This window comes from Methylobacterium sp. D54C, from assembly GCF_053345595.1.
Window position 1 is genome coordinate 313,488 of record NZ_JBKFAK010000003.1, and the last position, 24,269, is coordinate 337,756.

The 24,269-nt window shown below is 71.7% G+C and carries 26 protein-coding genes; 15 read left to right on the forward strand and 11 right to left on the reverse strand.

Features of this window, described 5'->3' with window-relative positions; all coding sequences use genetic code 11:
• Nucleotides 1-155 precede the first annotated feature (155 nt).
• Entirely contained in the window at nt 156-335 is a 180-nt protein-coding gene (locus ACLBYB_RS10555) for a hypothetical protein (RefSeq protein ID WP_091926624.1), read from the forward strand.
• Here ACLBYB_RS10555 and ACLBYB_RS10560 read toward each other — a convergent pair whose 3' ends face one another.
• The 3 genes from ACLBYB_RS10560 to ACLBYB_RS10570 are packed head-to-tail and all read right to left on the reverse strand — an operon-like array spanning nt 336 to nt 2,408.
• Nucleotides 336-551 carry a hypothetical protein gene (locus ACLBYB_RS10560; protein ID WP_447698726.1) on the reverse strand — a complete coding sequence of 72 codons (216 nt, stop codon included), beginning with the start codon at nt 549-551 and terminating at the stop codon, nt 336-338.
• A complete protein-coding gene (locus ACLBYB_RS10565; RefSeq protein ID WP_020091947.1) occupies nt 544-1,158 on the reverse strand; it encodes a cysteine hydrolase family protein in 615 nt (204 codons plus the stop codon). The genes ACLBYB_RS10560 and ACLBYB_RS10565 overlap by 8 nt, the downstream gene beginning before the upstream one ends.
• The gene (locus ACLBYB_RS10570) at nt 1,155-2,408 is read right to left on the reverse strand and encodes a GNAT family N-acetyltransferase (RefSeq protein WP_447698727.1); all 1,254 of its coding nucleotides are present in this window, start codon (nt 2,406-2,408) and stop codon (nt 1,155-1,157) included. The genes ACLBYB_RS10565 and ACLBYB_RS10570 overlap by 4 nt, the downstream gene beginning before the upstream one ends.
• A 97-nt stretch (nt 2,409-2,505) precedes the next feature.
• Here ACLBYB_RS10570 and ACLBYB_RS10575 point away from each other — a divergent pair, with 97 nt between their 5' ends.
• The 7 genes from ACLBYB_RS10575 (at nt 2,506) to ureG (ending at nt 8,342) form a co-directional block, all read left to right on the forward strand.
• The gene (locus tag ACLBYB_RS10575) at nt 2,506-3,519 is read left to right on the forward strand and encodes a LysR family transcriptional regulator (protein WP_056528549.1); all 1,014 of its coding nucleotides are present in this window, start codon (nt 2,506-2,508) and stop codon (nt 3,517-3,519) included.
• A gap of 123 nt (nt 3,520-3,642) precedes the next feature.
• Nucleotides 3,643-4,263, forward strand: a complete 621-nt coding sequence (locus tag ACLBYB_RS10580) for an urease subunit gamma (protein ID WP_447698728.1) — start codon at nt 3,643-3,645, stop codon at nt 4,261-4,263.
• Between the two features lie 2 nt (nt 4,264-4,265).
• Entirely contained in the window at nt 4,266-5,993 is a 1,728-nt protein-coding gene (gene ureC / locus ACLBYB_RS10585; RefSeq protein WP_447698729.1) for an urease subunit alpha, read from the forward strand.
• Nucleotides 5,994-6,025: 32 nt separating this feature from the next.
• Entirely contained in the window at nt 6,026-6,505 is a 480-nt protein-coding gene (locus tag ACLBYB_RS10590) for a DUF29 domain-containing protein (protein WP_091926618.1), read from the forward strand.
• A gap of 33 nt (nt 6,506-6,538) precedes the next feature.
• The gene (locus ACLBYB_RS10595; RefSeq protein WP_447681316.1) at nt 6,539-7,039 is read left to right on the forward strand and encodes an urease accessory protein UreE; all 501 of its coding nucleotides are present in this window, start codon (nt 6,539-6,541) and stop codon (nt 7,037-7,039) included.
• On the forward strand, nt 7,005-7,715 hold the full coding sequence (locus ACLBYB_RS10600; protein ID WP_447698730.1) for an urease accessory protein UreF: 711 nt from the start codon (nt 7,005-7,007) through the stop codon (nt 7,713-7,715). The genes ACLBYB_RS10595 and ACLBYB_RS10600 overlap by 35 nt, the downstream gene beginning before the upstream one ends.
• 9 nt (nt 7,716-7,724) lie before the next feature.
• Nucleotides 7,725-8,342 carry an urease accessory protein UreG gene (gene ureG, locus ACLBYB_RS10605; RefSeq protein WP_020091939.1) on the forward strand — a complete coding sequence of 206 codons (618 nt, stop codon included), beginning with the start codon at nt 7,725-7,727 and terminating at the stop codon, nt 8,340-8,342.
• A 39-nt stretch (nt 8,343-8,381) separates the two neighbouring features.
• Here the strand turns inward: ureG and ACLBYB_RS10610 are convergent, their stop codons facing one another.
• Entirely contained in the window at nt 8,382-8,612 is a 231-nt protein-coding gene (locus tag ACLBYB_RS10610; RefSeq protein WP_447698731.1) for a hypothetical protein, read from the reverse strand.
• Nucleotides 8,613-8,810: 198 nt separating this feature from the next.
• Here ACLBYB_RS10610 and ACLBYB_RS10615 point away from each other — a divergent pair, with 198 nt between their 5' ends.
• Both ACLBYB_RS10615 and ACLBYB_RS10620 read left to right on the forward strand, forming a co-directional pair.
• Entirely contained in the window at nt 8,811-9,014 is a 204-nt protein-coding gene (locus ACLBYB_RS10615; protein ID WP_042673517.1) for a DUF3311 domain-containing protein, read from the forward strand.
• Nucleotides 9,011-10,471 (forward strand): sodium:solute symporter family protein, encoded by a 1,461-nt coding sequence (locus ACLBYB_RS10620; RefSeq protein ID WP_447698732.1) that lies wholly within the window; start codon nt 9,011-9,013, stop codon nt 10,469-10,471. The genes ACLBYB_RS10615 and ACLBYB_RS10620 overlap by 4 nt, the downstream gene beginning before the upstream one ends.
• A 6-nt stretch (nt 10,472-10,477) precedes the next feature.
• Here ACLBYB_RS10620 and ACLBYB_RS10625 read toward each other — a convergent pair whose 3' ends face one another.
• The 4 genes from ACLBYB_RS10625 to ACLBYB_RS10640 all read right to left on the reverse strand — a co-directional run bounded on the left by ACLBYB_RS10625 (nt 10,478) and on the right by ACLBYB_RS10640 (nt 13,965).
• Nucleotides 10,478-11,251, reverse strand: a complete 774-nt coding sequence (locus tag ACLBYB_RS10625; RefSeq protein WP_447698733.1) for an ABC transporter permease — start codon at nt 11,249-11,251, stop codon at nt 10,478-10,480.
• A complete protein-coding gene (locus ACLBYB_RS10630) occupies nt 11,248-12,138 on the reverse strand; it encodes an ABC transporter permease (protein WP_447698808.1) in 891 nt (296 codons plus the stop codon). Before ACLBYB_RS10630 ends, ACLBYB_RS10625 begins: the two co-directional genes overlap by 4 nt.
• A gap of 77 nt (nt 12,139-12,215) precedes the next feature.
• Nucleotides 12,216-13,274: an ABC transporter ATP-binding protein gene (locus ACLBYB_RS10635; RefSeq protein ID WP_447698734.1), complete on the reverse strand. Its 1,059-nt coding sequence runs from the start codon at nt 13,272-13,274 to the stop codon at nt 12,216-12,218.
• Between the two features lie 4 nt (nt 13,275-13,278).
• Nucleotides 13,279-13,965 carry a Crp/Fnr family transcriptional regulator gene (locus tag ACLBYB_RS10640; RefSeq protein ID WP_026604752.1) on the reverse strand — a complete coding sequence of 229 codons (687 nt, stop codon included), beginning with the start codon at nt 13,963-13,965 and terminating at the stop codon, nt 13,279-13,281.
• Nucleotides 13,966-14,209: 244 nt separating this feature from the next.
• Here ACLBYB_RS10640 and ACLBYB_RS10645 point away from each other — a divergent pair, with 244 nt between their 5' ends.
• Nucleotides 14,210-15,112, forward strand: a complete 903-nt coding sequence (locus ACLBYB_RS10645; protein ID WP_447698735.1) for a UDP-3-O-acyl N-acetylglycosamine deacetylase — start codon at nt 14,210-14,212, stop codon at nt 15,110-15,112.
• Between the two features lie 9 nt (nt 15,113-15,121).
• Here the strand turns inward: ACLBYB_RS10645 and ACLBYB_RS10650 are convergent, their stop codons facing one another.
• On the reverse strand, nt 15,122-16,186 hold the full coding sequence (locus ACLBYB_RS10650; protein WP_091677041.1) for an HD-GYP domain-containing protein: 1,065 nt from the start codon (nt 16,184-16,186) through the stop codon (nt 15,122-15,124).
• 265 nt (nt 16,187-16,451) lie between these two features.
• Here ACLBYB_RS10650 and ACLBYB_RS10655 point away from each other — a divergent pair, with 265 nt between their 5' ends.
• Complete coding sequence (locus tag ACLBYB_RS10655) at nt 16,452-18,317, forward strand: ABC-F family ATP-binding cassette domain-containing protein (RefSeq protein ID WP_091677043.1); 1,866 nt, start codon at nt 16,452-16,454, stop codon at nt 18,315-18,317.
• Nucleotides 18,318-18,327: 10 nt separating this feature from the next.
• Here the strand turns inward: ACLBYB_RS10655 and ACLBYB_RS10660 are convergent, their stop codons facing one another.
• Complete coding sequence (locus ACLBYB_RS10660; RefSeq protein ID WP_447698736.1) at nt 18,328-19,632, reverse strand: aspartate aminotransferase family protein; 1,305 nt, start codon at nt 19,630-19,632, stop codon at nt 18,328-18,330.
• A gap of 92 nt (nt 19,633-19,724) precedes the next feature.
• On the opposite strand from ACLBYB_RS10660, the gene ACLBYB_RS10665 reads away from it, so the two are divergent.
• Nucleotides 19,725-20,579, forward strand: coding sequence for a LysR substrate-binding domain-containing protein (locus ACLBYB_RS10665; protein ID WP_447698737.1), 855 nt, complete (start codon nt 19,725-19,727; stop codon nt 20,577-20,579).
• Nucleotides 20,580-20,670: 91 nt separating this feature from the next.
• Here the strand turns inward: ACLBYB_RS10665 and ACLBYB_RS10670 are convergent, their stop codons facing one another.
• Nucleotides 20,671-21,336 (reverse strand): hypothetical protein, encoded by a 666-nt coding sequence (locus ACLBYB_RS10670; protein WP_447681306.1) that lies wholly within the window; start codon nt 21,334-21,336, stop codon nt 20,671-20,673.
• A 724-nt stretch (nt 21,337-22,060) separates the two neighbouring features.
• Here ACLBYB_RS10670 and ACLBYB_RS10675 point away from each other — a divergent pair.
• Nucleotides 22,061-23,125: a WcbI family polysaccharide biosynthesis putative acetyltransferase gene (locus ACLBYB_RS10675; protein WP_020091925.1), complete on the forward strand. Its 1,065-nt coding sequence runs from the start codon at nt 22,061-22,063 to the stop codon at nt 23,123-23,125.
• Nucleotides 23,126-23,205: 80 nt separating this feature from the next.
• Nucleotides 23,206-24,234, forward strand: a complete 1,029-nt coding sequence (locus ACLBYB_RS10680; protein ID WP_447698738.1) for an alpha/beta fold hydrolase — start codon at nt 23,206-23,208, stop codon at nt 24,232-24,234.
• Nucleotides 24,235-24,269: the final 35 nt, after the last annotated feature.

Sequence of the window (24,269 nt, forward strand, 5' to 3'; positions counted from 1 at the left end):
CGCCGATCTACGATCCGGTGTTCGGTTTGCCGGCGATGGATTGCGCCGCGCGTGACGATCCCGTCGGCTTGTACAGGATCTGCTCAACTTTCGGGCTGGACGATCGCGATCCTGTCCTGTTAGCGGACCGCACCTCAAGGCGCGGAACCTCGAACATGGACGCCTTCGATCACGCCAATATCGCGCGCGATGCCGACGAAACCGTCGATTCGCCTGTCGCGGATGAGCTCGTCGTGCTCTGGCGGGCGCTCGCCGCGGACCGGCGCGCCCAGGACGAGCGGACCGCGCGCCTGCGCGCCATGCGCCTCATCGGCGGCGAGGACGGCGCCGACTGATCACGCGGTCTCCGGCGCGCCGCCCGGCAGCCGGCTCGCCAGCACGAAGCCGACCGCCATCGCCATGGCCTCGGCCTGCGCGATCAGCGTCGGCTCGCCGGCCTCGCGCGCCGCCTGCAGCAGCTCGATCGCGTGCCGGCCGAGGCGCAGGTCCACATCGTCGTCGCCGGCCGGGACCCCCTCCGGAATCCCGTGATTCTGGCTTCGGTCAGTCATTGGCGTGCGTGGGTCTCGAAGCTGTGGGCAGGGGCCTGAAAGGCGCCGAGGCCGCGATCCAGGATTGCGTGTCGGTGACGTCGCCGAACACCCGCATCACCGCGCTCACCGACCGGTGGATCTCGTCGGCGGAGATGCCGTCGAGGTCGTGGCTCGCGGAGGCGTCGGACAGGAAGGTCACGTCCTGGCCGCGGTGGAAGCCGTCGACCGCCGTCGCGAGGCAGGACGACTCGCCGGCGAAGCCCGCGATGACGAGCGGCGGCGATCCCCGCTCCATCGCGTCCGCGAAGGCGGGGCTGGCGTAGCAGGACGGGCGGTCCCGGTCGAAGATCATGTCGCAGCCGTGCGGCTCGAACCCCTCGATCCAGCGGACGAAGCGGCTGCCCGCCTGGAACAGCGGCGCGCCGATCCAGCGGACGTAGACGACCTGCATGCCGCTCGCGCGGGCATGCGCGAGGGCGCGCCGGCAGTTGGAGAGCGCGGGCTCGATCCCCGCCAGGGCGAGCGGGCGGCCCGCGATCTCGTATTCCTGCTGCATGTCCACCAGCACCAGGGCGGGGACGCTGCGCGGCCGGCGATACAGCGCCGGGTTGATCGGCCGGTTCATCGCGCGGCCACCGCCCGGTCGACGGACGGGCGGGTCACGGCGCGGCTCCGCGAGCGGTCGAGGGCGCCCGCCCGGTGCCAGCGCCCCTCCGGCCGGATGATGACGTAGGGGTCAGCGCCGAGGCCGATCGCCTGCGGGTGCGGCTCCGCCTCCATCAGCATCTCGACGTAGTCGAAATCCGAGAAGACCAGCTCCTGCGCGCCCTCGAAGACGCGGAAGCCGAAGCGGCTCCAGAAGCCGACGAGGCGCTTCTGGGCGTGGCCGTAGAGCCGCCGGTAGCCCTTGACCCGGGCCAGCTCGATCCCGGCGCGGACCAGCGCGAAGGACAGGCGCGTGTTGCGGAACTCCGCTCGAACCGCGAGGCGCTCGATCTTGGCGAAATCCGCGAAGAACCGGATGCGCAGGCAGCCCGCCGGCTCGTCGCCGACGTAGCCGATCAGGTGCGTCGCCGAGAGGTCGTTGCCGTCGAACTCCTCCTCGTACGGGCAGGCCTGCTCCGCCATGTAGACGGCGGCGCGCAGGGCGATCACGCGCGACAGGTCCTCCATGTTCCGCGCGACCGCGACGCTGATGCCGGTCCCGCCGGACCGGTGGGTGTCGTACGGGGGCGCCGGCTCCGCCTTCGGCGCGCGGGCGAAATGGTACAGGGCACCGCGGGCGGAGGTCTGCGCGGTGAAGCCGAGGGTGGTCAGCAGGTCGGCCCCCTCGGGGGTGGCCGCGCGGGCGTAGAAGTCGACGCCCCGGTAGGTCGGGCTCGACAGACGGTCGAAGACGAGGCCGACGCCGCCGGAGAGGCGCCGCCGCGCGTAGACGGCCCAGACGTAGATGCCCGCCGGGCGCTCGTGCTGGCCGGCCAGCAGCGCGGCGGGCGGATCAAACGCGTCGAGCGTCCCGGCCTTGAGCGCCGCCAGGCCGTCGGCGTTCAGCATCAGGCAGGCCACGAACCCCTCGCCCCGCGGATCCGCGGCGTCGAACCGGTGGCGCTGGGCGATCGCCAGGACGCTGTCGGGATTGAGCGACATCACCCGCTGGACGGTGCGCAGGGGCGCGAGATCGGGCAGATCCGCGCGCGCCGCCGCGATCAGCCGCGCCAGATCGTCCGGGGTCGGCGTGAAGATGACGAGGTGCCGGGCAATTCGGCCGACCTCGAGCGCATTCAGCGCGTGCCGCGGCTCGGGAGAGACTAGCGCTGTACCGAGTTGATCGGCGTCCTTGGCCACGAACTGCGCGCTAGCAATGTGCACCGTCATCGGATGACCTGTCATTCGGGTACGGATTGACGGTTAAGCACTTCGCATCTAGCGCTCTGGCTGTATGTGCAAAATTTGAAACAGGGGTGTTCCGTCGATGGAACAGGCGGAGGCGATCCGGGACCCGATGCCCGACTGGCAGAGCATCCGGGTCTTCCTGGCGCTCCAGCGGTCCGGCAGCTTCCGCTCGGCGGCCACGAAGCTCGGCCTGTCGGTGAACTCGGTGCGGCGCCGGATCGACGATCTCGAGGCGCTGATCGGCGCGCCGCTGCTGACCCGCCACGTCGACGGCATCCGCCTGACCGCCGAGGGCCACGCGATCCTCGAGGCCGCCGGCCGCATGGAGGCGGCCGCCTTCAGCCTCGTGCGCACCGGCGAGGGCGCGCCCTTCGCCGAGACCGGCGAGGTGCGGATCGCCGTGACGGAGGGGCTGGGGGCGTTCTGGCTCGCGCCGCGGCTCGTCGAGTTCCAGCGCGCCAACCCGCGCCTGACCGTCGACCTGCGCTGCGCGATGGAATCCGCCGACGTCCTGCGGCTAGAGGCCGACGTCGCGATCCAGCTGACGCGGCCGACCAGCCCGGACCTGCGCATCGTCAAGCTCGGCCGGATCCACATGGTGCCCTACGCCGCGCGGAGCTACGAGGAGACCTACGGGCTCCCGGCGCGCCCCGAGGACCTCGAGCGCCACCGGATCGTGGTGCAGGACGGCGGCCAGACCGTCGCCCTCGAGGATTACGTGCGCACGGTGCCGGGCTTCCCCGCGAAGGTCCCGATCACCCTGAAGATCAACGTCAGCAGCGCGTATTACTGGGCCATCGCCAAGGGGGCCGGGATCGGCCTGCTGCCGACCTATGCCAGCGCGATCGGCGCGCAGGTCGTCCCTGTGGACAATCTCGGCCGCTTCAGCGTCGATATCTGGCTGACCTATCACCCGGACGCCGAGCGGATCACCCGCGTGCGGCGGACGATCGACTGGCTGCGGGCCTCCTTCGATCCGAAGCGCTATCCCTGGTTCCGGGACGAGTTCATCCACCCCCGCGACCTGCCGGGTGCCGTGAAAGGCGCCCCCCTGCCCGACCTGTTCGCCGGCTTCATCGCCATGACGCCGTGACGCCTCCGTGATTCCGGCGGGCCGCGACGGCCGCTGGTCCGGGTCCTGCAACGGCCGACGCCCGCCCTTGACCGCGCCGCGCGCATGATCCTTGCTCCGGCCGCCGCGACGACGAGGTTGCCCGTGCTGCTGACGCCCCGTGAGAAGGACAAGTTGCTCATCGCCATGGCGGCGCAGGTGGCGCGCAACCGCCTCGCCCGCGGCGTGAAGCTCAACCATCCGGAATCGGTGGCGTTGATCACCGACTTCGTGGTCGAGGGCGCGCGGGACGGCCGCACCGTGGCCGACCTGATGCAGGCCGGCGCCACCGTGCTGAACGCCGATCAGGTCATGGAGGGCGTGCCCGAGATGATCCACGACATCCAGGTGGAGGCGACCTTCCCGGACGGCACGAAGCTCGTCACCGTGCATCACCCGATCCGCGGTGCGGCCTCGTCCGACATCCCCGGCGCGGTGACGACGCTGCCCGGCGAGATCGTGTTCAACCTCGGCGCCGAGCGGACCGTGATCGAGGTCGCCAATGTCGGGGACCGGCCGATCCAGGTCGGCTCGCACTATCACTTCTTCGAGGTCAATCCGGGCCTCGTGTTCCCGCGGGAGCAGGCCCGCGGCAAGCGCCTCGACATCGCGCCGGGCACCGCCGTGCGGTTCGAGCCGGGATCGACGCGGGAAGTGGCGCTGGTGCCGCTCTCCGGCGGGCGCACCGTCTACGGGTTCCGCGGCGACGTGATGGGCAAGCTCTGACCATGGCCAACACGCCCAAGCCCGCCAGCCTGCCGCGCTCGGCCTATGCCGACATGTTCGGCCCGACCGTCGGCGACCGCATCAGGCTCGCGGACACGAGCCTGGAGATCACGGTCGAGCGCGACTTCACCACCTACGGAGAGGAGGTGAAGTTCGGCGGCGGCAAGGTCATCCGCGACGGCATGGGCCAGAGCCAGGCCACGAACGCCGACGGCGCCGTCGACACGGTGATCACCAACGCGGTGGTCCTCGACCACTGGGGCATCGTGAAGTGCGATGTCGGCATCGTGCGCGGCCGGATCTTCCGGCTCGGCAAGGCCGGCAATCCGGACGTGCAGCCCGGGGTCGACATCGTGGTCGGGCCGGGCACCGAGGTCATCGCCGGCGAGGGCAAGATCCTGACGGCGGGCGGCTTCGACAGCCACATCCACTTCATCTGCCCGCAGCAGATCGAGGAGGCACTCTGCTCGGGGGTCACCACGATGCTCGGCGGCGGCACCGGCCCGGCGCACGGCACCTTCGCCACCACCTGCACGCCGGGCCCCTGGCACATCGCCCGGATGATCGAGGCGGCGGATTCCTTCCCGATGAACCTCGCCTTCGCCGGGAAGGGCAACGCGTCCCGTCCGGAGAGCCTAGTCGAGATGGTGCGGGCGGGTGCCTGCGCGCTGAAGCTGCACGAGGACTGGGGCACCACGCCCGCGGCGATCGATACCTGCCTGTCGGTGGCGGACGCCCACGACATCCAGGTCATGATCCACACCGACACGCTCAACGAATCGGGCTTCGTCGAGGACACGATCGCGGCCTTCAAGGGCCGGACCATCCACGCCTTCCACACCGAGGGCGCGGGCGGCGGCCACGCGCCGGACATCATCAAGGTGGCCGGGCTGCCGAACGTGCTGCCGTCGTCCACCAACCCGACGCGGCCCTACACGTGGAACACGATCGACGAGCATCTCGACATGCTCATGGTGTGCCACCACCTCGACCCGTCGATCCCCGAGGATCTCGCCTTCGCGGAGAGCCGCATCCGGCGCGAGACCATCGCGGCCGAGGACATCCTGCACGACATCGGCGCCCTCTCGATGATGTCCTCCGACAGCCAGGCGATGGGCCGGGTCGGCGAGGTCATCATCCGCACGTGGCAGACCGCCGACAAGATGAAGCGCCAGCGGGGCGCCCTGCCGGGCGACGCGTCCGGCACCGACAACCTGCGCGCGCGCCGCTACGTCGCCAAGTACACGATCAACCCGGCCATCTCGCACGGCATCTCCCGGCATATCGGCTCGGTGGAGCCCGGCAAGCTCGCCGACCTCGTGCTGTGGACGCCGGCCTTCTTCGGCGTGAAGCCCGACCTCGTGCTGAAGGGCGGCACCATCGCGGCCGCGCCCATGGGCGACCCGAACGCCTCGATCCCGACGCCGCAGCCGGTGCACTACCGGCCGATGTTCGGCGCCTACGGACGGGTTCCCTTCGCCACCGCCCTCACCTTCGTCTCCCGGGCGGCGGTGGAGGACGGCCTGCGGGAGCGGCTGGGCGTGCAGAAGGAGCTGGTCGCCGTTGAGAACGTCCGCGGCGGCATCTCGAAGAAGAGCATGGTGCTGAATGACGCCACGCCGGTCATCGAGGTCGATCCGGAGACCTACGACGTGCGCGCCGACGGCGAGCTGCTGGTCTGCGAGCCGGCCGAGGTGCTGCCGATGGCGCAGCGCTACTTCCTGTTCTGAGATAGGATGGGCTCGGTGGCAGGAGAGCCGCGATGACGAAGATCGCCCAGCTTCCGGCGAGGGACGACCTCTACACGACCGATCTCTGCCTCTGGACTGAGGAGCAGGCGGCCCTGCTCCGGGCCGGGCGCTGGCCGGATCTGGACCGCGCCAACGTCGCCGAGGAGATCGAGAGCTTGGGCGGATCCCAGAAATCCGAGATCCGGAGCCGTCTCGCCATCCTGCTGCTGCACCTGCTGAAGTGGGAATTCCAGCCGGAGAAGCGGAAGTACGGCTGGCGCGCGACCATCCTCGAGCAGCGCATCCGGATCGATGACCTGATCGACGTGAGCCCCAGCCTCCAGTCCTGGCCGGATGCGGTGCTCGCGAAGGCCTATTCCGTCGCTGTCCTCGGGGCCGCGAGCGAGACGGGCTTGCCCGGATCCGTCTTTCCGAAATCCTGTCCCTACGCGATCGAGCAGATCCGTGAGCTCGGCTTCTATCCGGGCACGCCGGAGACGGACGTTGTCTGACCGCGCCCGAGAACCCCACCCGAACCGTCGACCATGATCCGCGCCACCCGCATCCTCCGCCGCGACGCCCTGTCGGGTGGCGAGATCGTCGACCGCGTCGTCCTCGATCACGGCGACCGCCACCGCCGCCGCGTCGCCATGCGCGGCGCGGGGGGGCTGAGCTTCCTGCTGGACCTTCCGGAGCCGACCGTGCTGGAGGACGGCGACGCCCTCGTCCTCCAGGACGGGCGCCTCGTCTGGGTCGAGGCCGCGCCGGAGCGCCTGCTCGAGATCCGGGCTCCCAGCGATCACGCCCTCAAGCGCCTGATCTGGCACATCGGCAACCGGCACATCGCCGCCGAGATCGGCCCGGACGCGGTCTGGATCGCGCACGACCACGTCCTCGCCGAGATGGTCCGGGGCCTCGGCGGCACCGCCGAGCCGGTGGAGCGCCCGTTTCGGCCGGAGGGCGGCGCCTATTCCGGGGATCTCGGCCACGGCCACGGGCACGACCACCCGCATGGCGGCCACCATCACCACCATGCCGCGGGCTGAAGCCGTGCAGGCGCTGCGCCTGATGGCGTGGCTGTCGCCCGGCTACCCGGTCGGGGCCTACGCCTACTCGCACGGGCTCGAATGGGCGGTCGAGGCGGGCGACGTCCGCGACGAGGCGAGCCTGACCGCGTGGCTCCGGGACGTCTGCGAGCGCGGCGCCCTGCGCAACGACCTGATCCTGGCCGCCCACGCCCACGCGGCGGCGCTGTCCGCGGACGGCGCCGCGCTGGTCGCCGTCAACGACCTCGCCCTGGCCCTGGCGCCGTCGCGCGAGCTGCACCTGGAGACGAGCCAGCAGGGCCGCAGCTTCCTCGACGCGACGCGCGGCGCGTGGCCCTGCGACGCCCTCGACGCCCTGGCGGAACGGCTGCCGGGGCCGGTCGCGTACCCGATCGCGGTCGGCCTCGCGGCCGGCGCGCACGGCATGAATCCGGGGCCCGTGCTCGCCGCCTACGGCCTCGCCTTCCTCCAGAATCTCGTCTCCGCGGCCCTCCGGGCGGCGCCCGTGGGTCAGGCCGCCGGCACGCGGGTCGTTGCCGCCCTCGCGCCGCGCCTCGCCGGGCTCGCCGAGGCGGCCGCCGCGGCGGATCTCGACGCCCTCGGTGCCGCCACCTTCCGCCTGGATCTCGGCTCTTTCCGCCACGAGACCCAGTATTCCCGCATCTTCCGATCCTGAGCCCGCAGCATGACCTCCACGAACGGCCCCCTCCGCGTCGGCATCGGCGGACCTGTCGGTTCCGGCAAGACCGCCCTGATGGAGCAGCTCTGCAAGCGATTCCGCGACCGCTACGAGATCTGCGCCATCACCAACGACATCTACACGAAGGAGGACGCGCGGATCCTCACCGTCGCGGGCGCCCTGCCGGAGGAGCGCATCCTCGGCGTCGAGACCGGGGGGTGCCCGCACACGGCGATCCGGGAGGATGCCTCGATCAATCTGGCCGCCGTCGCCGAGATGAGCCGGCGCTTCCCGAAGCTCGACCTCGTGCTGATCGAATCCGGCGGCGACAACCTCGCGGCGACGTTTTCGCCGGAACTCGCCGACATCACGCTCTACGTGATCGACGTCGCCGGCGGCGAGAAGATCCCCCGCAAGGGCGGTCCGGGCATCACCCGGTCCGACCTGCTGATCGTCAACAAGACGGACCTCGCGCCCCTCGTCGGCGCCGACCTGTCGGTGATGGAATCCGACACGCAGCGGATGCGCGGCACCCGGCCGTACGTGTTCGCGTCCCTGCGCGAGGGCGCGGGCGCGGACGCGGTGGCGCGTTTCGTGGAGGAGGCGGGCGGCCTGGGCCGCTGAGTCGACGCGCCGGTCCGGGCCGCCGGCGCGTCACGTTTCCTAGCGGCCGGCCTCGGCCGAGCGCGCGCGGACCGACGACCTGCTCGGGGTGCCCATGAGCGCGTCCAGGCGGCTCATCCGCGCGTTGAAATCGTTCAGGACGGTCTGGCGCGCCTTGATCGCGGCGCTGGGCTGCGCCTTGGCGGGGGTGTGCCGCGGGCGGGCCTCCGCCTGGACCGCCGGAACGACGAGGAGCGCGGCCAGCGCCGCGATGGTCAGAGTGCGGGTCATCGTGAAAACCTTCGGCGCCCGCCGTGTCGGACGGCGCGACGCTGCGCTGAGGATATGCGCGCCCGGAGCGCGGCCGCGTGCGCGAGCGCACAGCACGCAGACGTGATCGGGATGAGCGCCGTCGGGCGCTCGCGGCGTTGACAGCGGTCCGTGACTGATTCAACCCGCGATATCGGGGCCTTCTGAACGGTATCGCGCATGCGAAATCTGCGGTGGCTGGCCGCCCTTCCCTTCCTCGGCATCCTGGTCGGCCCGTTCTTCCTGAACCGGGTCGAGCCCTTCGTGTTCGGATTGCCGCTGCTCCTCGCCTGGCTGGTGTTCTGCGTGATCGGAACCTCGGTCGTGATGGGGGTGATCTACCTGACCGACCCTCAGAACCGCGCGCCGGAGGATCCCCGATGAGCATCGCGCTCGTCATCGTGGCGGCCGGCTTCGCGCTGGCGATCGGGCTCGGCCTCTACGCGCGGCTGGGCCGCGAGATGGGGCTGGAGCAGTGGACTGTCGGCGGCCGCGGCTTCGGCACCGCCCTGGTCTTCCTGCTGATGGCCGGGGAGATCTACACGACTTTCACGTTCCTCGGCGGCTCCGGCATCGCCTACGGCAAGGGCGGCCCCGCCTACTACATCCTCTGCTACCTGACGCTCGCCTACGTCACCTCGTACTGGCTGCTGCCCCCGGTCTGGCGCTACGCCAAGCAGCACAACCTCTACACGCAGCCCGACTTCTTCGCGCGCAAGTACGGCAGCCGCGCGCTCGGCATGCTGGTGGCGCTCGTGGGGATCGTCGCCCTCGTCCCCTACCTCGTGCTGCAGTTCAAGGGCCTCGGGATCATCGTCTCGACGGCGTCCTACGGCGCGATCTCGTCGACGACCGCGGTCTGGATCGGCGCGGCCGCGCTCACCGCCTACGTCGTGGTGTCGGGCGTGCACGGCTCCGCCTGGACGGCCGTGATCAAGGACACCAGCATCCTGTTCGTGGTGGTGTTCCTCGGGATCTACCTGCCGGTCCACTATTACGGCGGCTACGAGGGTCTGTTCACGGCGATCGAGGCGGCGAAGCCCGGCTTCCTGGCCCTGCCCGACCGCGGCCAGAGCCCGACCTGGTTCACCACCACGGTCCTGCTGACCGCGCTCGGCGGCTACATGTGGCCCCACACCTTCGCGTCGCTCTACACGGCGCGGGAGCCCGGCGCCTTCCGCCGCAACGCGGTGATCCTGCCGATCTACCAGCTGATCAACCTGTTCGTGTTCGTGATCGGCTTCACCGCCGTGATGCAGGTGCCGGGCCTGACGGGGCCCGACGTCGACCTCTCGCTGTTCAAGCTCTCCCTCGCGACCTTCCCGCCGTGGGTCATCGGGCTGATCGGCGCCACGGGCGTGCTCACCGCCCTCGTCCCGGGCTCCATGATCCTGATCGCCGGCGTCACGCTGGTGGCGAACAACCTCGTCCGGCCGCTGCGCCCCGGCATGGACGACGCCGCGACCGCGCGGCTGTGCAAGATCCTCGTGCCGGTGCTGGCGCTGGTCTGCGTCGGCTTCACCCTGTCGGGCGGCGACACGATCGTGCAGCTCCTGCTCATGGGCTACAACTTCGTGACGCAGCTCTTCCCGTGCTTCATCACCAGCCTGATGCGCCGCAATCCCCTCGACCGCCGCGCCGCCATCGCCGGGATCGTCGCGGGCGTGGCCACCGTGGCGGCGACCGTCCTCTCCGGGTTCAGCCTGGCGAAGCTGCCGGTCCTGGGACCGCTCCAGGACGTGAATGTCGGCATCGTGGCGCTGGTGGTGAACGTCGTCGTGACGGTCGCCGTGGCGCAGATGGTGCGCGGGGGCGCGACCGCGGCGCAGGCCGCGGAGTGACGCCGCTCAGCCCTGTCCGCGGCGGGCGGTGAGCCAGGACGCCAGCAGCACCGCGACGCTCACCAGCCCGACGAGGAGGGTCGAGGCCGCGTTGATCTCCGGATTCACGCCGAGCCGGACCTGGCTGTAGAGCCGCATCGGCAGGGTGGTGGAGCCCGGGCCGGAGACGAAGCTCGCGATCACCAGGTCGTCGAGCGACAGGGTGAAGGCGAGGAGCGCGCCGGCCACGAGGGCGGGCGCGAGCAGCGGCAGCGTCACGGTCATCAGCACGCGCGCCGGCGCCGCCCCGAGATCGGCCGCGGCCTCCTCGAGGGACCGGTCGAGGCCGCGCAGGCGCGCGCCGACCACCACCGCCACGAAGCCGGTGCAGAAGGTCGTGTGCGCGATGACGATCGTCAGGAGGCCGCGGTCCAGCCCGATCCCGATGAACATGAGCAGGAGCGACAGCCCGATCATCACCTCCGGCATCACGATCGGCCCGAAGACGAGACCCGTGAACAGGGCGCGACCGCGGAAGCGGCCCTGCCGCTCCAGGGCGAGCGCGGCCAGCGTCCCCAGGATCGTGGCGAGCAGGCTCGCGAGGAAAGCGACCTTCAGGGAGACCCAGGCGGCCGACAGGAGCGGCGCGTCGGCGAGCAGGGCGCCGTACCAACGGGTCGAGAACCCGCCCCAGACCGTCACCATCGGCGAGGCGTTGAACGAGTAGACGATCAGCACCGCGATCGGCCCGTAGAGGAAGCCCAGGCCGGCCACCAGGGCGGTGCGGGTCACCCAGCTCACGGCGCCTCGCCCTCGCCCGCGCGCAGGCTGTCCCGGAACAGCACCACCGGTCCGATGACGATGGCGAGGATCAGCACGGCGACGGCCGCGGCCAGCGGCCAGTCGCGATTCGAGAAGAACTCGCTCCAGAGCACCCGGCCGAGCATCAGCGTCTCCGACCCGCCGAGCAGGTCGGGGATCACGAACTCGCCGACCATCGGGATGAAGCAGAGCCCCGCGCCGGCCGCGATCCCGGGCAGGCTGAGCGGCACGGTCACGGTCCAGAACACCCGGCTCGGCGAGGCGCCGAGATCCGCCGCGGCCTCGCGCAGGGTCGGATCGAGGCGGTTCATCACCGCGTAGAGCGGCAGCACCATGAAGGGCAGGTAGGCGTAGACGAGACCGACGATTACCGCCGCGTCGGTGTTGAGGATCGTCAGCGGCGCGTCGATCAGGCCGAGCCGGCGCAGGGCGAGATTGAGCAGGCCCTCGGGCTTCAGGATCGCGATCCAGGCGTAGATCCGGATCAGGAAGCTCGTCCAGAACGGCACGATCACCAGCGCGACGAGGAGCGGCTGCCAGCGGGACGGCGCCCGCGCCAGGGCGTAGGCGAGCGGCGTCCCGAGAGCGACGAGGATCAGGCTGGCGACGCCCGCGTAGGTCAGGGAGCCCAGGGCGGCGTCGCGGTAGAGGGGGTCGGCGGCGAGCGTGCGGTAATTGTCGAAGTTCAGGGCCTCGAGGAAAGCCGACCAGCCGTCGAGCCCGCCGCGCCAGTCGAGCAGCGGCAGGTAGGGCGGGATCGCCGTGGCCGGCTCCGAGAGGCTGATCTTCAGGGTAATGACGAAGGGCAGCAGGAAGAACGCCGCCAGCCACAGGAAGGGCGGCAGGCGCGCCAGGCGGTCGAACATCCGGCCGCGCTTGCGGGCGCGCGCGGACCCGGCCTCCGTTCGCCCGGTCGCGCGGTCGGCCTCCGCTCCGGCGGCCCTCATGCCGGCAGGATCACGGCGACGTCGGCGGGGAAGCTGGCCCGTGCGTCCGAGCCCGGCGCCGCGGCGGCCTCCGCGGGCCGCCCGCTCGCCCGCAGCGTGGCGCCGTCGGGCAGGTGCAGCGTCCGACGCACCCGGTCGCCCAGGAACACGGCGTCGGCGACGACCACCGGCAGCCCTTCCGCGCCCAGCACCACGTCCTCGGGCCGCACCGCCACCACGACCGCGGCCCCTTCCGCGAGCGCGGCCTCCGCGACGCCCCGCACGGGGCCGTGGGCGGTCTCGACCGTGCGGACCGCGTCGGCGCCTCCGGCGCCGATGCGACCGGGGATGAGGTTCACGTCGCCGAGCAGGCCGGCGACGAAGCGGCTCGCCGGGCGCCGGTAGAGATCGGCCGGCGGCCCGACCTGGATCAGGCGGCCCGCCTCCATGACGCCGATCCGGTCGGCGAGCATCATCGCCTCCTCGGGATCGTGCGTGACGACGACGAAGGCGGTGCCGAGGCGGCGCTGGACCGCGCGCAGCTCGCCCTGGGTCTCCTCGCGCAGGCCGCGGTCGAGCGCGCCGAGCGGCTCGTCGAGCAGCAGCAGCTTCGGCTCCCGGGCGAGCGCCCGGGCCAGGGCGACCCGCTGGCGCTGGCCGCCCGAGAGCGTCTCCGGTCTACGGTCGCCGAACCCGTCCAGGCGCACGAGCTTGAGCAGTTCCGACACGCGCTCCGCCGAGGCGGAGCGGCCGAGGCCCTTCAGCCCGTAGCCGATATTGCCGGCCACGCTCATGTGCGGGAACAGGGCGTAGGACTGGAACATCATGTTGACCGGCCGCCGATGGGGCGGCAGCGCGGTCAGGTCCTGCGCGCCCAGCAGGATCCGTCCCGAGGTCGGGCTCTCGAAGCCCGCGATCATGCGCAGGAGTGTGCTCTTGCCGCATCCGGACGGGCCGAGCAGGCAGAAGAACTCCCCCGCCTCGAGGTCGAGGGACACGGCGTCGACGGCCTGATGGGTGCCGAAGCGCTTGGTCAGCTCCTCCAGCCGCAGGCGCGGCGCAGGCCCCTCGGACAACGGATCAGGAATCCTCGCGCAGCGCCTCGGCCACGCGCGCTTCCAGGAGGTCCGGCCGGCGCAGGACCAGGGCGCCGCGGGTGCGGTCGACCAGTCCCTCCGCCGCCATCGCGGTGAACTCCCGGGTCACCTGCTCGCGGCGGCAGCCGATCCGCGCGGCGAGGACGTGGTGGTAGGGCGGCGGCGAGACCACCCGCTCGCCCGCCGTGCCGGCCCGCGGCACGGAGAGGCGGAGCAGCTCGGCGTAGAGCCGGTGCTTCAGGTCGAGCAGGGCGTGCTCCATGAGCCGCGTGTTCAGCTCGCGCACGCGCTTGGCCAGGAGCCGGAACAGCCGGTCGGCGATCGCCTCGGAGGCGAACACGATCTGCCGGAAGACCGGCGCCGGCACCACGCAGACCTCGCCGCGGGTCAGCGCCGTGACGTTGGCCGAGCGGCCGATCCCGTCGATGGCGGCGAGCTCGCCGAAGAAGGCCCCGCCCCGCATCTCGCCCAGGATGACTTCCTTGCCGGACTGGGTCCGGTTCAGGATGCGGACCTCGCCGGAGGCGATGAAGTACACGTCGGTGGAGATGTCGTCGAAGTCGACGAGGACCTCGTTCTCGTCGAAGCGGCGCCAGTGGCAGCGGGGCTCGTAGGGGCTGAGCTCGATGCCGGGATCCTTGAAGAAAGGTATTGTCCCCAACCGCGCCATCGATCGTGTTCCCTCAACTCCGGCCTCCGTCCCTGCCCTGACGGGGGCCGGCCAGCAGATCTGGGGACGGGAGCAGCCCGCACAGTGAAGCCGCGCCCCGCCGGGGCGGTGCTGGATCGATCGGGCGCCGCAATCGTGACGGTCGCGGGCGGGGCGGTCAAGCCGCGTCCCGATGAACAGGAGTTTATTAGCGTGGATCAGGTATCAGGGCTAAATTCCTGGCCCGCCGAGGCGGGCAGTATCGATGCATCAAGACGTACCTTTCCCGCGCTCGACATCCTCCACCGGTCCCCGCCAGCAGGCGACACTCGCGCGCCCCTTCGAGCGTTCGGGCCGCAGCCTCCATTCCGGGCGGCACGCCACGGTCCGCGTCAGCCCCGCCCCGGCCGGCCACGGCATCGTCTTCCGCCGCCACCTGAAGGACGGACGGGCGGTCGACGTGCCCGCCCACTGGCACTACCGGGAATCGCAGCCGCTCTCCTCGGCGCTGCGACGCGACGGCGTCCTCGTGCGCACGATCGAGCACCTGATGGCCTCGCTCAGCGCGCTGCGGATCGACAACGTGCTGGCCGAGATCGACGCCGACGAGTTGCCGATCTTCGACGGGAGCGCGACGCCCTGGTGTGAGGCCATACGGATCGCGGGCCGGCGCGAGCAGAGCCTGCCCTGCCGGGTGATCCGCCTGCTGCGCACGGTGGCGGTCGAGAACGGGCGGCGCCGCCTCGAGATCGAGCCGGGCCCGGGCCTGCACATCACCGGCCACGTCGCGCTGGCGCATTTCGGATCGATCGACTGGTCGGGCGCGATCACGCCGGAATCCTTCGGGCGGGAGATCGCGCCGGCGCGCAGCTTCGGGCGCTACGCGCGGGCCATGGCGGGCCGCGCCTACGGCTACCTGATGCGGAACGACTTCCTGCAGGGCGTCTCGCCCCGCTCGGCAGCGCTGCTGGTGCGCGGGCACGTCCTGGGCGGGATGCGCGTCCCCGGCGAGCCGGTTCGCCACCGGATCCTCGACCTCGTCGGCGACCTCGCGCTGGCGGGCCACCCGGTCGAGGGTCGGATCTCGGCGTTCCACACGGGGCACGAGCTGAACCACGCCCTCGTCACCGCCCTGATGCGGGACGGCAAGGCCTGGGAACTCGTCTGAGGGTCGGGTTCAGGCGGAGGCGCGGCGGGGCGTCTCGCAGGCGACCGCGACCGCTCCGAAGGCGCGGACGAGGTCGGCATCGAGTTTCGCCCTCATCGATTCGAGGATGGCGTAGGCCTCGCGCGGGGCCTTCGGCGCCTTGTAGGGGCGCGCCTCGATCAGCGCGGCGAAGATGTCGGCGATGGTGATCAGGCGGACGAGGTCGGGGATCTGCTGCCCGCGCAGCCCGTCCGGATAGCCCGACCCGTCGAGATACTCGTGGTGCGAGCGGACCACCGACAGGGTCAGCGCGTCGTAGTCGCCCGTCAGCAGCATCTCGTGTCCGAGCGCCGGGTGGCGAGCCATCTCGGCGCGCTCCGTCGGCGTCAGCGGCGCGGGCTTGTTCAGGATCGCGAGGGGGATCTTGGCCTTCCCGATGTCGTGGAGCAGCGCGCCTTTGACGAGGTAGCGGGAATCCGCCTCGTTGAGTCCCAGGACACGCGCGAACTCGGCCGCGATTCCGGCCACGCTCAGGCAGTGGCGGTGCGTGACGTCGTCGAAGCTCGCCACGACCCTGAGCCATTCGCGCACCTTGGCCTCGCGGATCGCCTGGTTGACCAAGTCGGCGCCGTTCTCGACCAGCGCGGCCGGGGGCGCCTGATCGGCGCGGAACAGGCTGACGAAGGCCGAGCGGGCCTCGTTCACCTGCTCCTGCCAGTTGCCGGTCTGCGGCGGGGCCTTGGCGGTGCCGATCAGGGTCGCGACCGCGTTCAGCAGCATGGCGCTGACCGCGGCGGCCGGCATCGCGCGGGTCGCGCCGAGGGCGGTGGCCTGGATCTCGCCGCGGCCGAGGTTGCCGTGGATCAGGGCCAGGAACGGGATGCCGGGCCCGCGCGCGGTGGACAGCGCCTGGCGCAGCCGGCGCACGGATTCGGAGGTCAGCGCGCTGACGTCGCTGATGATCAGCCCCGCCCCCCGCGGCGGGACGGCGTCGCCGTAGAGGTCGTGCAGCACAACGGGCGTGACGCCGCCGAGATTGCGCGCGAGCCTCTCGGCGCGCTCGACATCGTCGGTCAGGATCAGGGTCTGGCCCAAGATTCCCCCCTGTGGCTCGCCCCCGCCCGGGCGCTTTTCCGGCTCACGCGACGACGTTCTAGAGCCGATGAACGCACTATCAGCGTCTATTTGCGCAGCACTCGCCACAGGTTTGACGGCATTCCGTTAAAAATCCGACAGCCGAAGCTGATGTTTGAAGCTTAAAATAGGCGTCGCGTTGTGTCGGGGGGCGACACGGGGATGCCGGCCTGCCCGCGCGACGGCGGCGCTTGCCTCGCGGCGTCCGGACCGCCAGAACGCCGGCATGCTGCGCGTCAACGACCTCACCTACCGCATCGGCGACCGTCTGATTCTCGATTCCGCGAGCTTCACGATCCCGGAAGGCGCCCGCGTCGGGCTGGTCGGGCGCAACGGGGCCGGCAAGACCACCCTGTTCAAGGCCATTCTCGGCGACCTCCCGGTCGACGCGAAGTCGGTGGCGCTGCCCAAGGGCATGCGGATCGGCGCCGTCGCCCAGGAGGCGCCGGCCGGACCGGAGACGCTGCACGCGGTCGTGCTCGCCGCCGACACGGAGCGCGCCCGCCTGATGGCGGAGGCCGAGCACGCGGACGGTCTGCGCCGGGCCGAGATCGAGACGCGGCTCGTGGATATCGGCGCCCACTCGGCGCCGGCCCGGGCCGCCGCGATCCTGCACGGGCTGGGCTTCGACGCGGCGGCCCAGGCGCGGCCCTGCGCGGACTTCTCCGGCGGCTGGCGGATGCGCGTGGCGCTCGCCGCCGTCCTGTTCTCGGAGCCGGACCTGCTGCTCCTCGACGAGCCGACCAACTACCTCGACATCGAGGGCACGCTCTGGCTGTACGATTACCTGGAACGCTACCCGCGCACCGCGATCATCATCAGCCACGACCGCGACCTGCTCGACACCAGCGTCGATCACATCCTGCACCTCGACCGCGGCAAGCTGGCGATCTACCGCGGCGGCTACACCAGCTTCGCCAAGCAGCTCTCGGAGAAGCGCGTTCTCCAGGCCAAGGCGAAGGCCAAGCAGGATGCCGAGCGCGCGCACCTGCAGAGCTTCATCGACCGCTTCAAGGCCAAGGCCACCAAGGCGCGGCAGGCGCAGTCGCGGATGAAGCGGCTCGCCAAGATGGAGCCGATCGCCGCGCTCCTCGAGGACGACGTGCCGGTGATCCACCTGCCGAGCCCGGAGAAGCCGCTGTCGCCGCCGATCGTCGCCATGGAGCGCGTCAAGGCCGGCTACGGGGACCGGATCGTCCTGACCGGCCTCGACCTCAGCCTCGCGCCGGACGACCGAGTCGCGCTGCTGGGCGCGAACGGCAACGGCAAGTCGACCTTCTGCAAGCTGATCGGCGGCCGGCTCGGGCCGGTCGCCGGCGAGGTGAAGCGCTCCTCCAAGATGGAGGTCGCCTACTTCGCCCAGCACCAGCTCGACGAGCTGCGCCCCGCCGAGAGCGCCTACGCGCATGTCCGGACCCTGATGCCGGATGTCCCCGAGGCGAAGGTCCGCAGCGCGACGGCGCGGCTCGGATTCGGCGCCAACAAGGCCGACACGCCGGTCGAGAAGCTGTCGGGCGGCGAGAAGGCGCGCCTGCTCATGGGGCTCGCCGCCTTCCACGGCCCGCACCTCCTGATCCTCGACGAGCCGACCAACCATCTCGACATCGAGAGCCGGCAGGCCCTCGTGGAGGCGATCAACGACTACGAGGGCGCCGTCATCCTCGTCTCACACGACCGGTTCCTGGTCGAGGCCTGCGCCGACCGGCTCTGGCTGGTCGCGGACGGCACGGTGAAGACCTTCGACGGCGACATGGACGATTACCGGCGCTTCGTCCTGTCGGGGCCCGAGCGCGAGGTCGAGCGCGACTCGGAGCCCTCCGGCGGGCAGAAGGCCGAGGCGCGCCGCGCCGGCGTCGAGCGCCGCGCGGCCCTCGCGCCCCTGCGCAAGCGGCTGGAGGCGATCGAGGCGCGGATGGCCAAGCTGACCGCGGCGATCCAGAAGATCGACGCCGCCCTGGAGGACGGGTCCGCGTTCCGGGAGAACGCCGCCAAGGCCGGCGAGATCGCCAAGATGCGGTCGGACGCCGCGACCGCGCTCGCCGCCGCCGAGGAGGAGTGGCTGACGGTCAGCGCGGAGATCGAGGCGGCCTGACGGGGCCGCCTCACACCGAGCCTTCGATCGCCCGCTCCAGGATGTCGACCCCGAGGTCGATCTCCGCGTCCGTGGCCGTGAGCGGCGGGGCGATGCGGAACACGCCGCCCATGCCGGGCAGCTGCACGATGTTCATGCTCAAGCCGAGTTCGAGGCAGCGCCGCGTGATTGCGTCGCCGAGTTCTGGGGCCGGCACCTTCGTGTCCCGGTCGGCCACGATCTCCACGCCCTGCAGGAGGCCGCGCCCGCGCACGTCGCCGATGCAGGCGAAGCGCTGCTGAAGCGCCCGCAGCCGCGCCGCGAGCCGCGCGCCGGCCGCCTCGGCCCGGCCGACCAGGCCGTCGCGCCGGACGATCTCCAGCACCTTGAGGCCGACCGCGGCGGGAAGCGGGTCGGAGACGTGCGTGGTGTAGAACAGGAAGCCGCGGGCGTGGCAGAGATCCTCGATCTCCGGCGTGGTCAGGACCGCCGCGAGGGGCAGGCCGGCGCCCAGGGTCTTCGACAGGGTGAGGATGTCGGGCACCACCCCGTCGCGCTCGCAGGCGAACATCAGGCCGGTGCGGCCGATGCCCGTCTGGGCCTCGTCGAGGATCAGCAGCATGCCCCGCTCGGTGCACTTGCGCTTCAGCGCCGCGAGGTAGCCGGGCGGGAGTTCGAGGATGCCGCCGGAGCTGAGGATCGGCTCGGCCAGGAAGGCGGCGAGGTTGCCGGTCGACTGCCGGTCCACCAGCGCGAAGGCGTAGTCGAGCTCGGTCTGCCAGTCGGGGGCCCCGTCCCGCGCGAAGGTCGGGCGGTAGACGTTCGGGGCAGGGATCGCGAAGGACCCGACGGGGGCCGGGCCGTAGCCCTTGCGGCCGGCGCTGTAGGTCGCCGAAGCGGCCCCCGCCGTCATGCCGTGCCACGACTGCGCGAAGCTGACGATCTCCCAGCCGCCTGTGGCGAGCTTGGCCATGCGCAGGGCGGCCTCGTTGGCCTCGGCGCCGGTGGTCAGGAGAAGCGCGCGCTCCAGCCCGCCGGGGGCGAGGCCGGCCAGCGCGGTCGCGAGGTCGACCACCGGCCGGCTCAGCATGCCGCTGAACAGGTGATCCAGGCGCCCGACGTGGTCGGCGACGACGGCGGCGATCTCGGGATGCCCGTGACCCAGGATCGCGCTCATCTGGCCGGAGGTGAAGTCGAGGATCTTCCGGCCGTCCGCGTCGTAGACGAAGCTGCCCTCCGCCCGCTCGATGATGACCGGCGCGAAGGCGCCGCCGTAGCGCACGAGGTGCCGGCGCGCGCGCGTCCAGAAGTCGGGGTCGTCGTTCCGCGTCGTCATCGATCCGGGTCCCGTGACAGGCCCCGCCATGCTAGGACCGCCCGCAACCCCAGAGAAGCTTATAGTTCTGAACCGAGGGTTCAGCGATCCTGATGGCTCAGAGCCTCGACATCGACCTCCTGCGCAGCTTCGTCACGGTGGCGGAGACGGGCGCGCTGAGCCGGGCCGCGGAGCGGGTCGGGCGCAGCCAGGCCGCCCTCAGCATGCAGATGAAGCGGCTGGAGGATCTGGTCGCGCAGCCGCTGCTGCGACGGACCGGGCGCGGGGTGGTGCTCACGGTGCAGGGCGAGCGGCTCCTCGTCCACGCGCGCCGGATCCTGGCCTCGCACGACGACGCGGTGGCGGAACTGTCCGGCGGCCGCCTCAACGGCACGCTCAGGTTCGGCTGCCCGGACGATTACGCGCAGGCCTTTCTCCCCACCCTGCTGCGCGGCTTCGCGCACCTGCATCCCGACGCGGCGATCGAGGTGGTCTGCGGCGCGACGCCCCGTCTGGAGGAGCGGCTCGCCCGCGGCGGGCTCGATCTGGCCCTCGTCTCGGTCCCGCTGGCGGCCGGGCGGGAGATCCTGCGGCGCGAGGACCTCGTTTGGGTGGCGCCGCGCGGCGCCGAAGCGCCGTGGCCCGACCCGTTGCCGCTCGCGCTCGGCGACCCCGACACGCTGGACCACCGGGCGGCGCGGGCCGCCCTCGACGCGGGCGGGCGCGCGTACCGGATCGCCTACGCGAGCGGCAGCCTGTCCGGACTGCTGGCGGTGGCGCGCTCCGCCCAGGCGGTCGCGGTCCTCACCCGGGCCGCGGTCCCGCCCGACCTGCGCATCCTGAGCCGCGGCAGCGGCCTGCCCGCGCTGCCGCGGATCGGCCTGACGATCCGCCTGGACGAGGCGCACGCCGCGCCGCTGACCCGCGCCTTCGCCGCCCACCTGCGCGCGGTGCTGCCGACGCTCTGATCGGGCGGTCCCGCCGGGCTCCCGTTCGTCCGGGCGGGGTAGCCCTGGTCCGGTCGCGATCGCGGCCACCCCGAGCCGGTCGGGCCTGTCGCTAGCCCGCCTCGGACGGCTTCCGCCAGACGACGACGATCTCGTCGTTGTCGACGTTGATCCAGTTGATGTGGGTGCGCGGATGGGCTTGGCGGATTGTCTCGAAATGCGCGCTGTTGCAGAGCAGGTAGATGTCGCTCCCCGTGTCGTCCAAACCGGCCTCCGCCTCGTGCAGGACGGAGCGGAGGCTCGGTCCCGGCAATTGCACGGCCCGGAACCGCCGGCCGGGCACGTCCGGAAAGGCCAGGCTCCAGGCCGCCGTGACCCGCGGGCTGTCGTACGCCACGACCGTGTCGGCGCCGACGAGCCGGGACGGGCTGTGATCCAACCGGACATCCTCGCTCCAGTTGCGATTGGCGGCGCCGATCGTCTTCGTCGTCTCCGGCGATACGACCGGGGTCGTCGCCGTGGCCGTCGCCATCGCGGCGGCAGCGACCTGCGTACCCCGCCGGTCGGTCACGTCGAGCGCGGCGTCGATCACCTGGATGCGGTTCTCGACGAGCGCGAAGACGGCCCCGGCCGCCTCCGGCGTGAGCGTGTAGATCGACCGCGGATCCGGCGCCGCGACGGGATTCACGTCGCGCGCCGGGGTGAGCACGGTCGCCTCGCCGGGCGGCGCCTTCTGTGCGGCCGCCGCGATCGCGGCCATCGGAGGTACGTAATCCATCGCGCAGTCTCCAGCTTTCGACCCGATGCGGAACCCGGCCTCCGACCCGCGCAGCGCCGTCGCCCGCGCATCGACCGGTCGCCGACGGTCATGCGGGCGTGGATCGACGACCGTCGCGGCGATGCGGAGGGGCGCCACCGCGGGCATGCCGCAGCTGCGCCGTCCGAGCGGCTCGGACCGTGGCCGGTTGTCCAGGCAGGTCGGTCGGAAGCGCCCCGCGCCCGTCGGAGCGGCCGCTGACGCGGAGTCACGGCGAGAGAGGGGATCCACCTCGGTCATCGGGGGCCTGCCGGTCCTCATGACCGCGAGCGCCCAGTCCGCGAGCTTCATGCTTCGTTGAATCGAATTTGTATCCAACGACTTGACTCTGTCAACGGCGCGCAAGTTGAATCGTCTCCGTGACAGACTTTCTTGGACTTTATATCGCGGCGACATCGTAGGAATTCGGCGGTCCGCTGTACGCGTTGCTTCCGCTGTTTTCAGAGATGGCGGGCGGCGCTCCGAATAATCGGAGATCCCCGAGCGCGTGCTTTCGAGCCTGGGCGATCCACAGGCGGCGCGCGTCGCCGTGAGCTGCGGTTCCGCCGCGCGGGTCGTGCAGTCCGTCCGACGGTCGGCACCGCGAGGGGGCTCCTCCCGATGGGCGCGATCGGCGGTCCCGGCCCGCGGGATCCGCACGGGTGCGGTGTTTGCCCGCGGCCCGCGGACATGCGAGAGAGGCCGGATGTTGACCGTCGATAGCCTCTGGCGCGCGCGGCACCGGCTCGCGCAGTTCGGGAAGAAGCGGACCGGATCGCCGCGCATCCTCGTGATCGGGGTCTGCCAGGCCGGATCCATCGCCAAGACGATGCGCTACCTGCTGCCGCACGCGCAGGTGGATTTCGTCTCGGCCTTCACGGCGTCCCGCCGGTTCCCGCGGCTCGCCGACCTGATGGCGCACGCGGACGGGTACGACCACGTCTTCACCAGCATCTACCTGCCCAAGTTCAAGGGCGGCGGCTCGATCGACACGCTTCGGACGCACCCGAAGGTCCGCCTGATCCCGACCATCGTGTTCAGCGCCTACCATCCCGACCTCGTCCACGTGGGCGTTCAGGATCACGTCACGCTCAACGGCCTAATCTCGGGTCCGATGGGGCACTCGCACTCGGCGATCACGCTGTTCGCCTACCTGTCGGGCTTCTCGCAGGCGCAGGCGCTGCGGCTGTTCTCCGAGCCGGTCTTCGAGCGCCTCGGATACTTCAATCTCTGGGACGAGTCGGTCGCGTACCTGCGCGGCCTCGGCGTCCAGGCCGGGTACGATCTCGACACGCACCTCACGCGCTGGGCGCGTCGGGGCTGCTTCATGCACTCGATCAACCACACGAAACTCTACGTGGTGGCCGACCTCGCCCGCGGCCTGCTGACCCGGGCCGGCGTGCCCTTCGAGGAATGCGACCTCGACGCGTTCCTCCCGGACGATCTCGGCGGCCAGGGCAGCTGGCCGGTCTATCCGGAGATCGCCCAGCATTACGGCGTGCCCGGCAGCGCCCTGTTCTTCAAGGCGGAGACGCGCCGGTCCGGCCCCGCGCGCACGATGAGCCGGCCCGAATTCGTCGCCGCCTCCTACGCGAACTACGACCGGCGCGAGCGGAAACTCCTGATCTCGCAGCGCGTCCAGGGCTGGCTCAACGACGCGCCGACGGTGGATTTCCTGCGCGAGGCCGCGGGCCGGGGCGACGCGCCGGCGCGGCCGGCGAGCCGGGCCCCGGCGGTGAATGCCGGCAGCCTCGCCGGCCACGCCTCATAGCGTCCGGAAGGGCACTTCCCCGCGGGCCCGGCGTTGTCGGCCACGGCCCGCCGCCGCGGGAAGGACGTCGAGGTGTTCCGATGAGTTCCGTGTCCCGCCATCGCACCGGTCGCGCCGCGACCGCGGCGGCCCTGACGCTCGCCGGCTCGGCGGCGGCGCTGGTCGGCTGGAGCGCGCTGGCCGTGGACCGGCGGATGACCCTGCCGCCTGCCCTGCCGGGCCGCCACGAGCGGATCCGAACCCGCCGCGCCGGCGCGCTGTCGCTCTACGGCTCGGCTGAGGCCGAGGGCGTGCCGCTCCTGCTGATCCACTCGATCAACGCGGCGGCCAACGCCTACGAGGTCCGGCCGCTGTACCTGCGCTACCGCGGCACGCGCCCGGTCTACGCCCTGGAACTCCCGGGTTTCGGCTTCTCGGAGCGCTCGCGCCGCCGCTACACGCCGCGCCTGATGGTGGAGGCGATCCACGCGGCGGTCGACGAGATCCGGAGCCGGCACGGCGGCTGGGCGATCGACGCCCTCGCCCTGTCGCTCTCGTGCTCGTTCCTGGCGCGGGCGAGCCTGGAGCGGTCCGACGCCTATCGCAGCCTCGCGCTGGTGAGCCCGACGGGGTTCGACGCCCGGCTCTCCGGGGAGGGTCCGCCGGACGGCCATCGCGGCCGCGACTGGCTGTTCCGCGTCCTCGACCGCCCTCCGCTCGGCCGGCCGCTCTTCGACGCGCTGGTCACGCGGCCGAGCATGCGGTTCTTCCTGGAGAAGACCTTCGGTTCCTCCGAGATCGACGAGGGTCTGCTCGCCTACGATCACGCCTCGGCTCACCAGCCCGGCGCCGAGCACGCCCCGTTCTGCTTCATCGCGGGCCACCTGTTCCCCACCGACGCGACCCGCCTCTACGAGCGCCTGCGCCTCCCGGTCTGGATGGTGCACGGGGAGCGCGGCGACTTCGTCGACTACCGGCTGGTGCCGCGGGTCGCCGACCGGCCCAACTGGCGCGTCGACACCCTGCCGACCGGCGCGTTCCCGCATTTCGAGCGGCCGGAGGCGGTGGCGGCCGGCTACGACGCGTTCCTGGCGAGCATCATCCGCCTGCCGGCCGCGCGACCGGCGTGATCCGTTAGCGGGCCCGCGGGACACCGGCGCGCAGG

Coding starts and splice junctions, on each gene's coding strand:
- ACLBYB_RS10555 (WP_091926624.1), top strand. CDS start 156: ATGGACGCCTTCGATCACGCCAATATCGCGCGCGATGCCGACGAAACC.
- ACLBYB_RS10560 (WP_447698726.1), bottom strand. CDS start 551: ATGACTGACCGAAGCCAGAATCACGGGATTCCGGAGGGGGTCCCGGCC.
- ACLBYB_RS10565 (WP_020091947.1), bottom strand. CDS start 1,158: ATGAACCGGCCGATCAACCCGGCGCTGTATCGCCGGCCGCGCAGCGTC.
- ACLBYB_RS10570 (WP_447698727.1), bottom strand. CDS start 2,408: ATGACGGTGCACATTGCTAGCGCGCAGTTCGTGGCCAAGGACGCCGAT.
- ACLBYB_RS10575 (WP_056528549.1), top strand. CDS start 2,506: ATGGAACAGGCGGAGGCGATCCGGGACCCGATGCCCGACTGGCAGAGC.
- ureC (WP_447698729.1), top strand. CDS start 4,266: ATGGCCAACACGCCCAAGCCCGCCAGCCTGCCGCGCTCGGCCTATGCC.
- ACLBYB_RS10590 (WP_091926618.1), top strand. CDS start 6,026: ATGACGAAGATCGCCCAGCTTCCGGCGAGGGACGACCTCTACACGACC.
- ACLBYB_RS10595 (WP_447681316.1), top strand. CDS start 6,539: ATGATCCGCGCCACCCGCATCCTCCGCCGCGACGCCCTGTCGGGTGGC.
- ACLBYB_RS10600 (WP_447698730.1), top strand. CDS start 7,005: ATGGCGGCCACCATCACCACCATGCCGCGGGCTGAAGCCGTGCAGGCG.
- ureG (WP_020091939.1), top strand. CDS start 7,725: ATGACCTCCACGAACGGCCCCCTCCGCGTCGGCATCGGCGGACCTGTC.
- ACLBYB_RS10610 (WP_447698731.1), bottom strand. CDS start 8,612: ATGACCCGCACTCTGACCATCGCGGCGCTGGCCGCGCTCCTCGTCGTT.
- ACLBYB_RS10615 (WP_042673517.1), top strand. CDS start 8,811: ATGCGAAATCTGCGGTGGCTGGCCGCCCTTCCCTTCCTCGGCATCCTG.
- ACLBYB_RS10620 (WP_447698732.1), top strand. CDS start 9,011: ATGAGCATCGCGCTCGTCATCGTGGCGGCCGGCTTCGCGCTGGCGATC.
- ACLBYB_RS10630 (WP_447698808.1), bottom strand. CDS start 12,138: ATGTTCGACCGCCTGGCGCGCCTGCCGCCCTTCCTGTGGCTGGCGGCG.
- ACLBYB_RS10640 (WP_026604752.1), bottom strand. CDS start 13,965: ATGGCGCGGTTGGGGACAATACCTTTCTTCAAGGATCCCGGCATCGAG.
- ACLBYB_RS10645 (WP_447698735.1), top strand. CDS start 14,210: ATGCATCAAGACGTACCTTTCCCGCGCTCGACATCCTCCACCGGTCCC.
- ACLBYB_RS10655 (WP_091677043.1), top strand. CDS start 16,452: ATGCTGCGCGTCAACGACCTCACCTACCGCATCGGCGACCGTCTGATT.
- ACLBYB_RS10660 (WP_447698736.1), bottom strand. CDS start 19,632: ATGACGACGCGGAACGACGACCCCGACTTCTGGACGCGCGCGCGCCGG.
- ACLBYB_RS10665 (WP_447698737.1), top strand. CDS start 19,725: ATGGCTCAGAGCCTCGACATCGACCTCCTGCGCAGCTTCGTCACGGTG.
- ACLBYB_RS10670 (WP_447681306.1), bottom strand. CDS start 21,336: ATGGATTACGTACCTCCGATGGCCGCGATCGCGGCGGCCGCACAGAAG.
- ACLBYB_RS10675 (WP_020091925.1), top strand. CDS start 22,061: ATGTTGACCGTCGATAGCCTCTGGCGCGCGCGGCACCGGCTCGCGCAG.
- ACLBYB_RS10680 (WP_447698738.1), top strand. CDS start 23,206: ATGAGTTCCGTGTCCCGCCATCGCACCGGTCGCGCCGCGACCGCGGCG.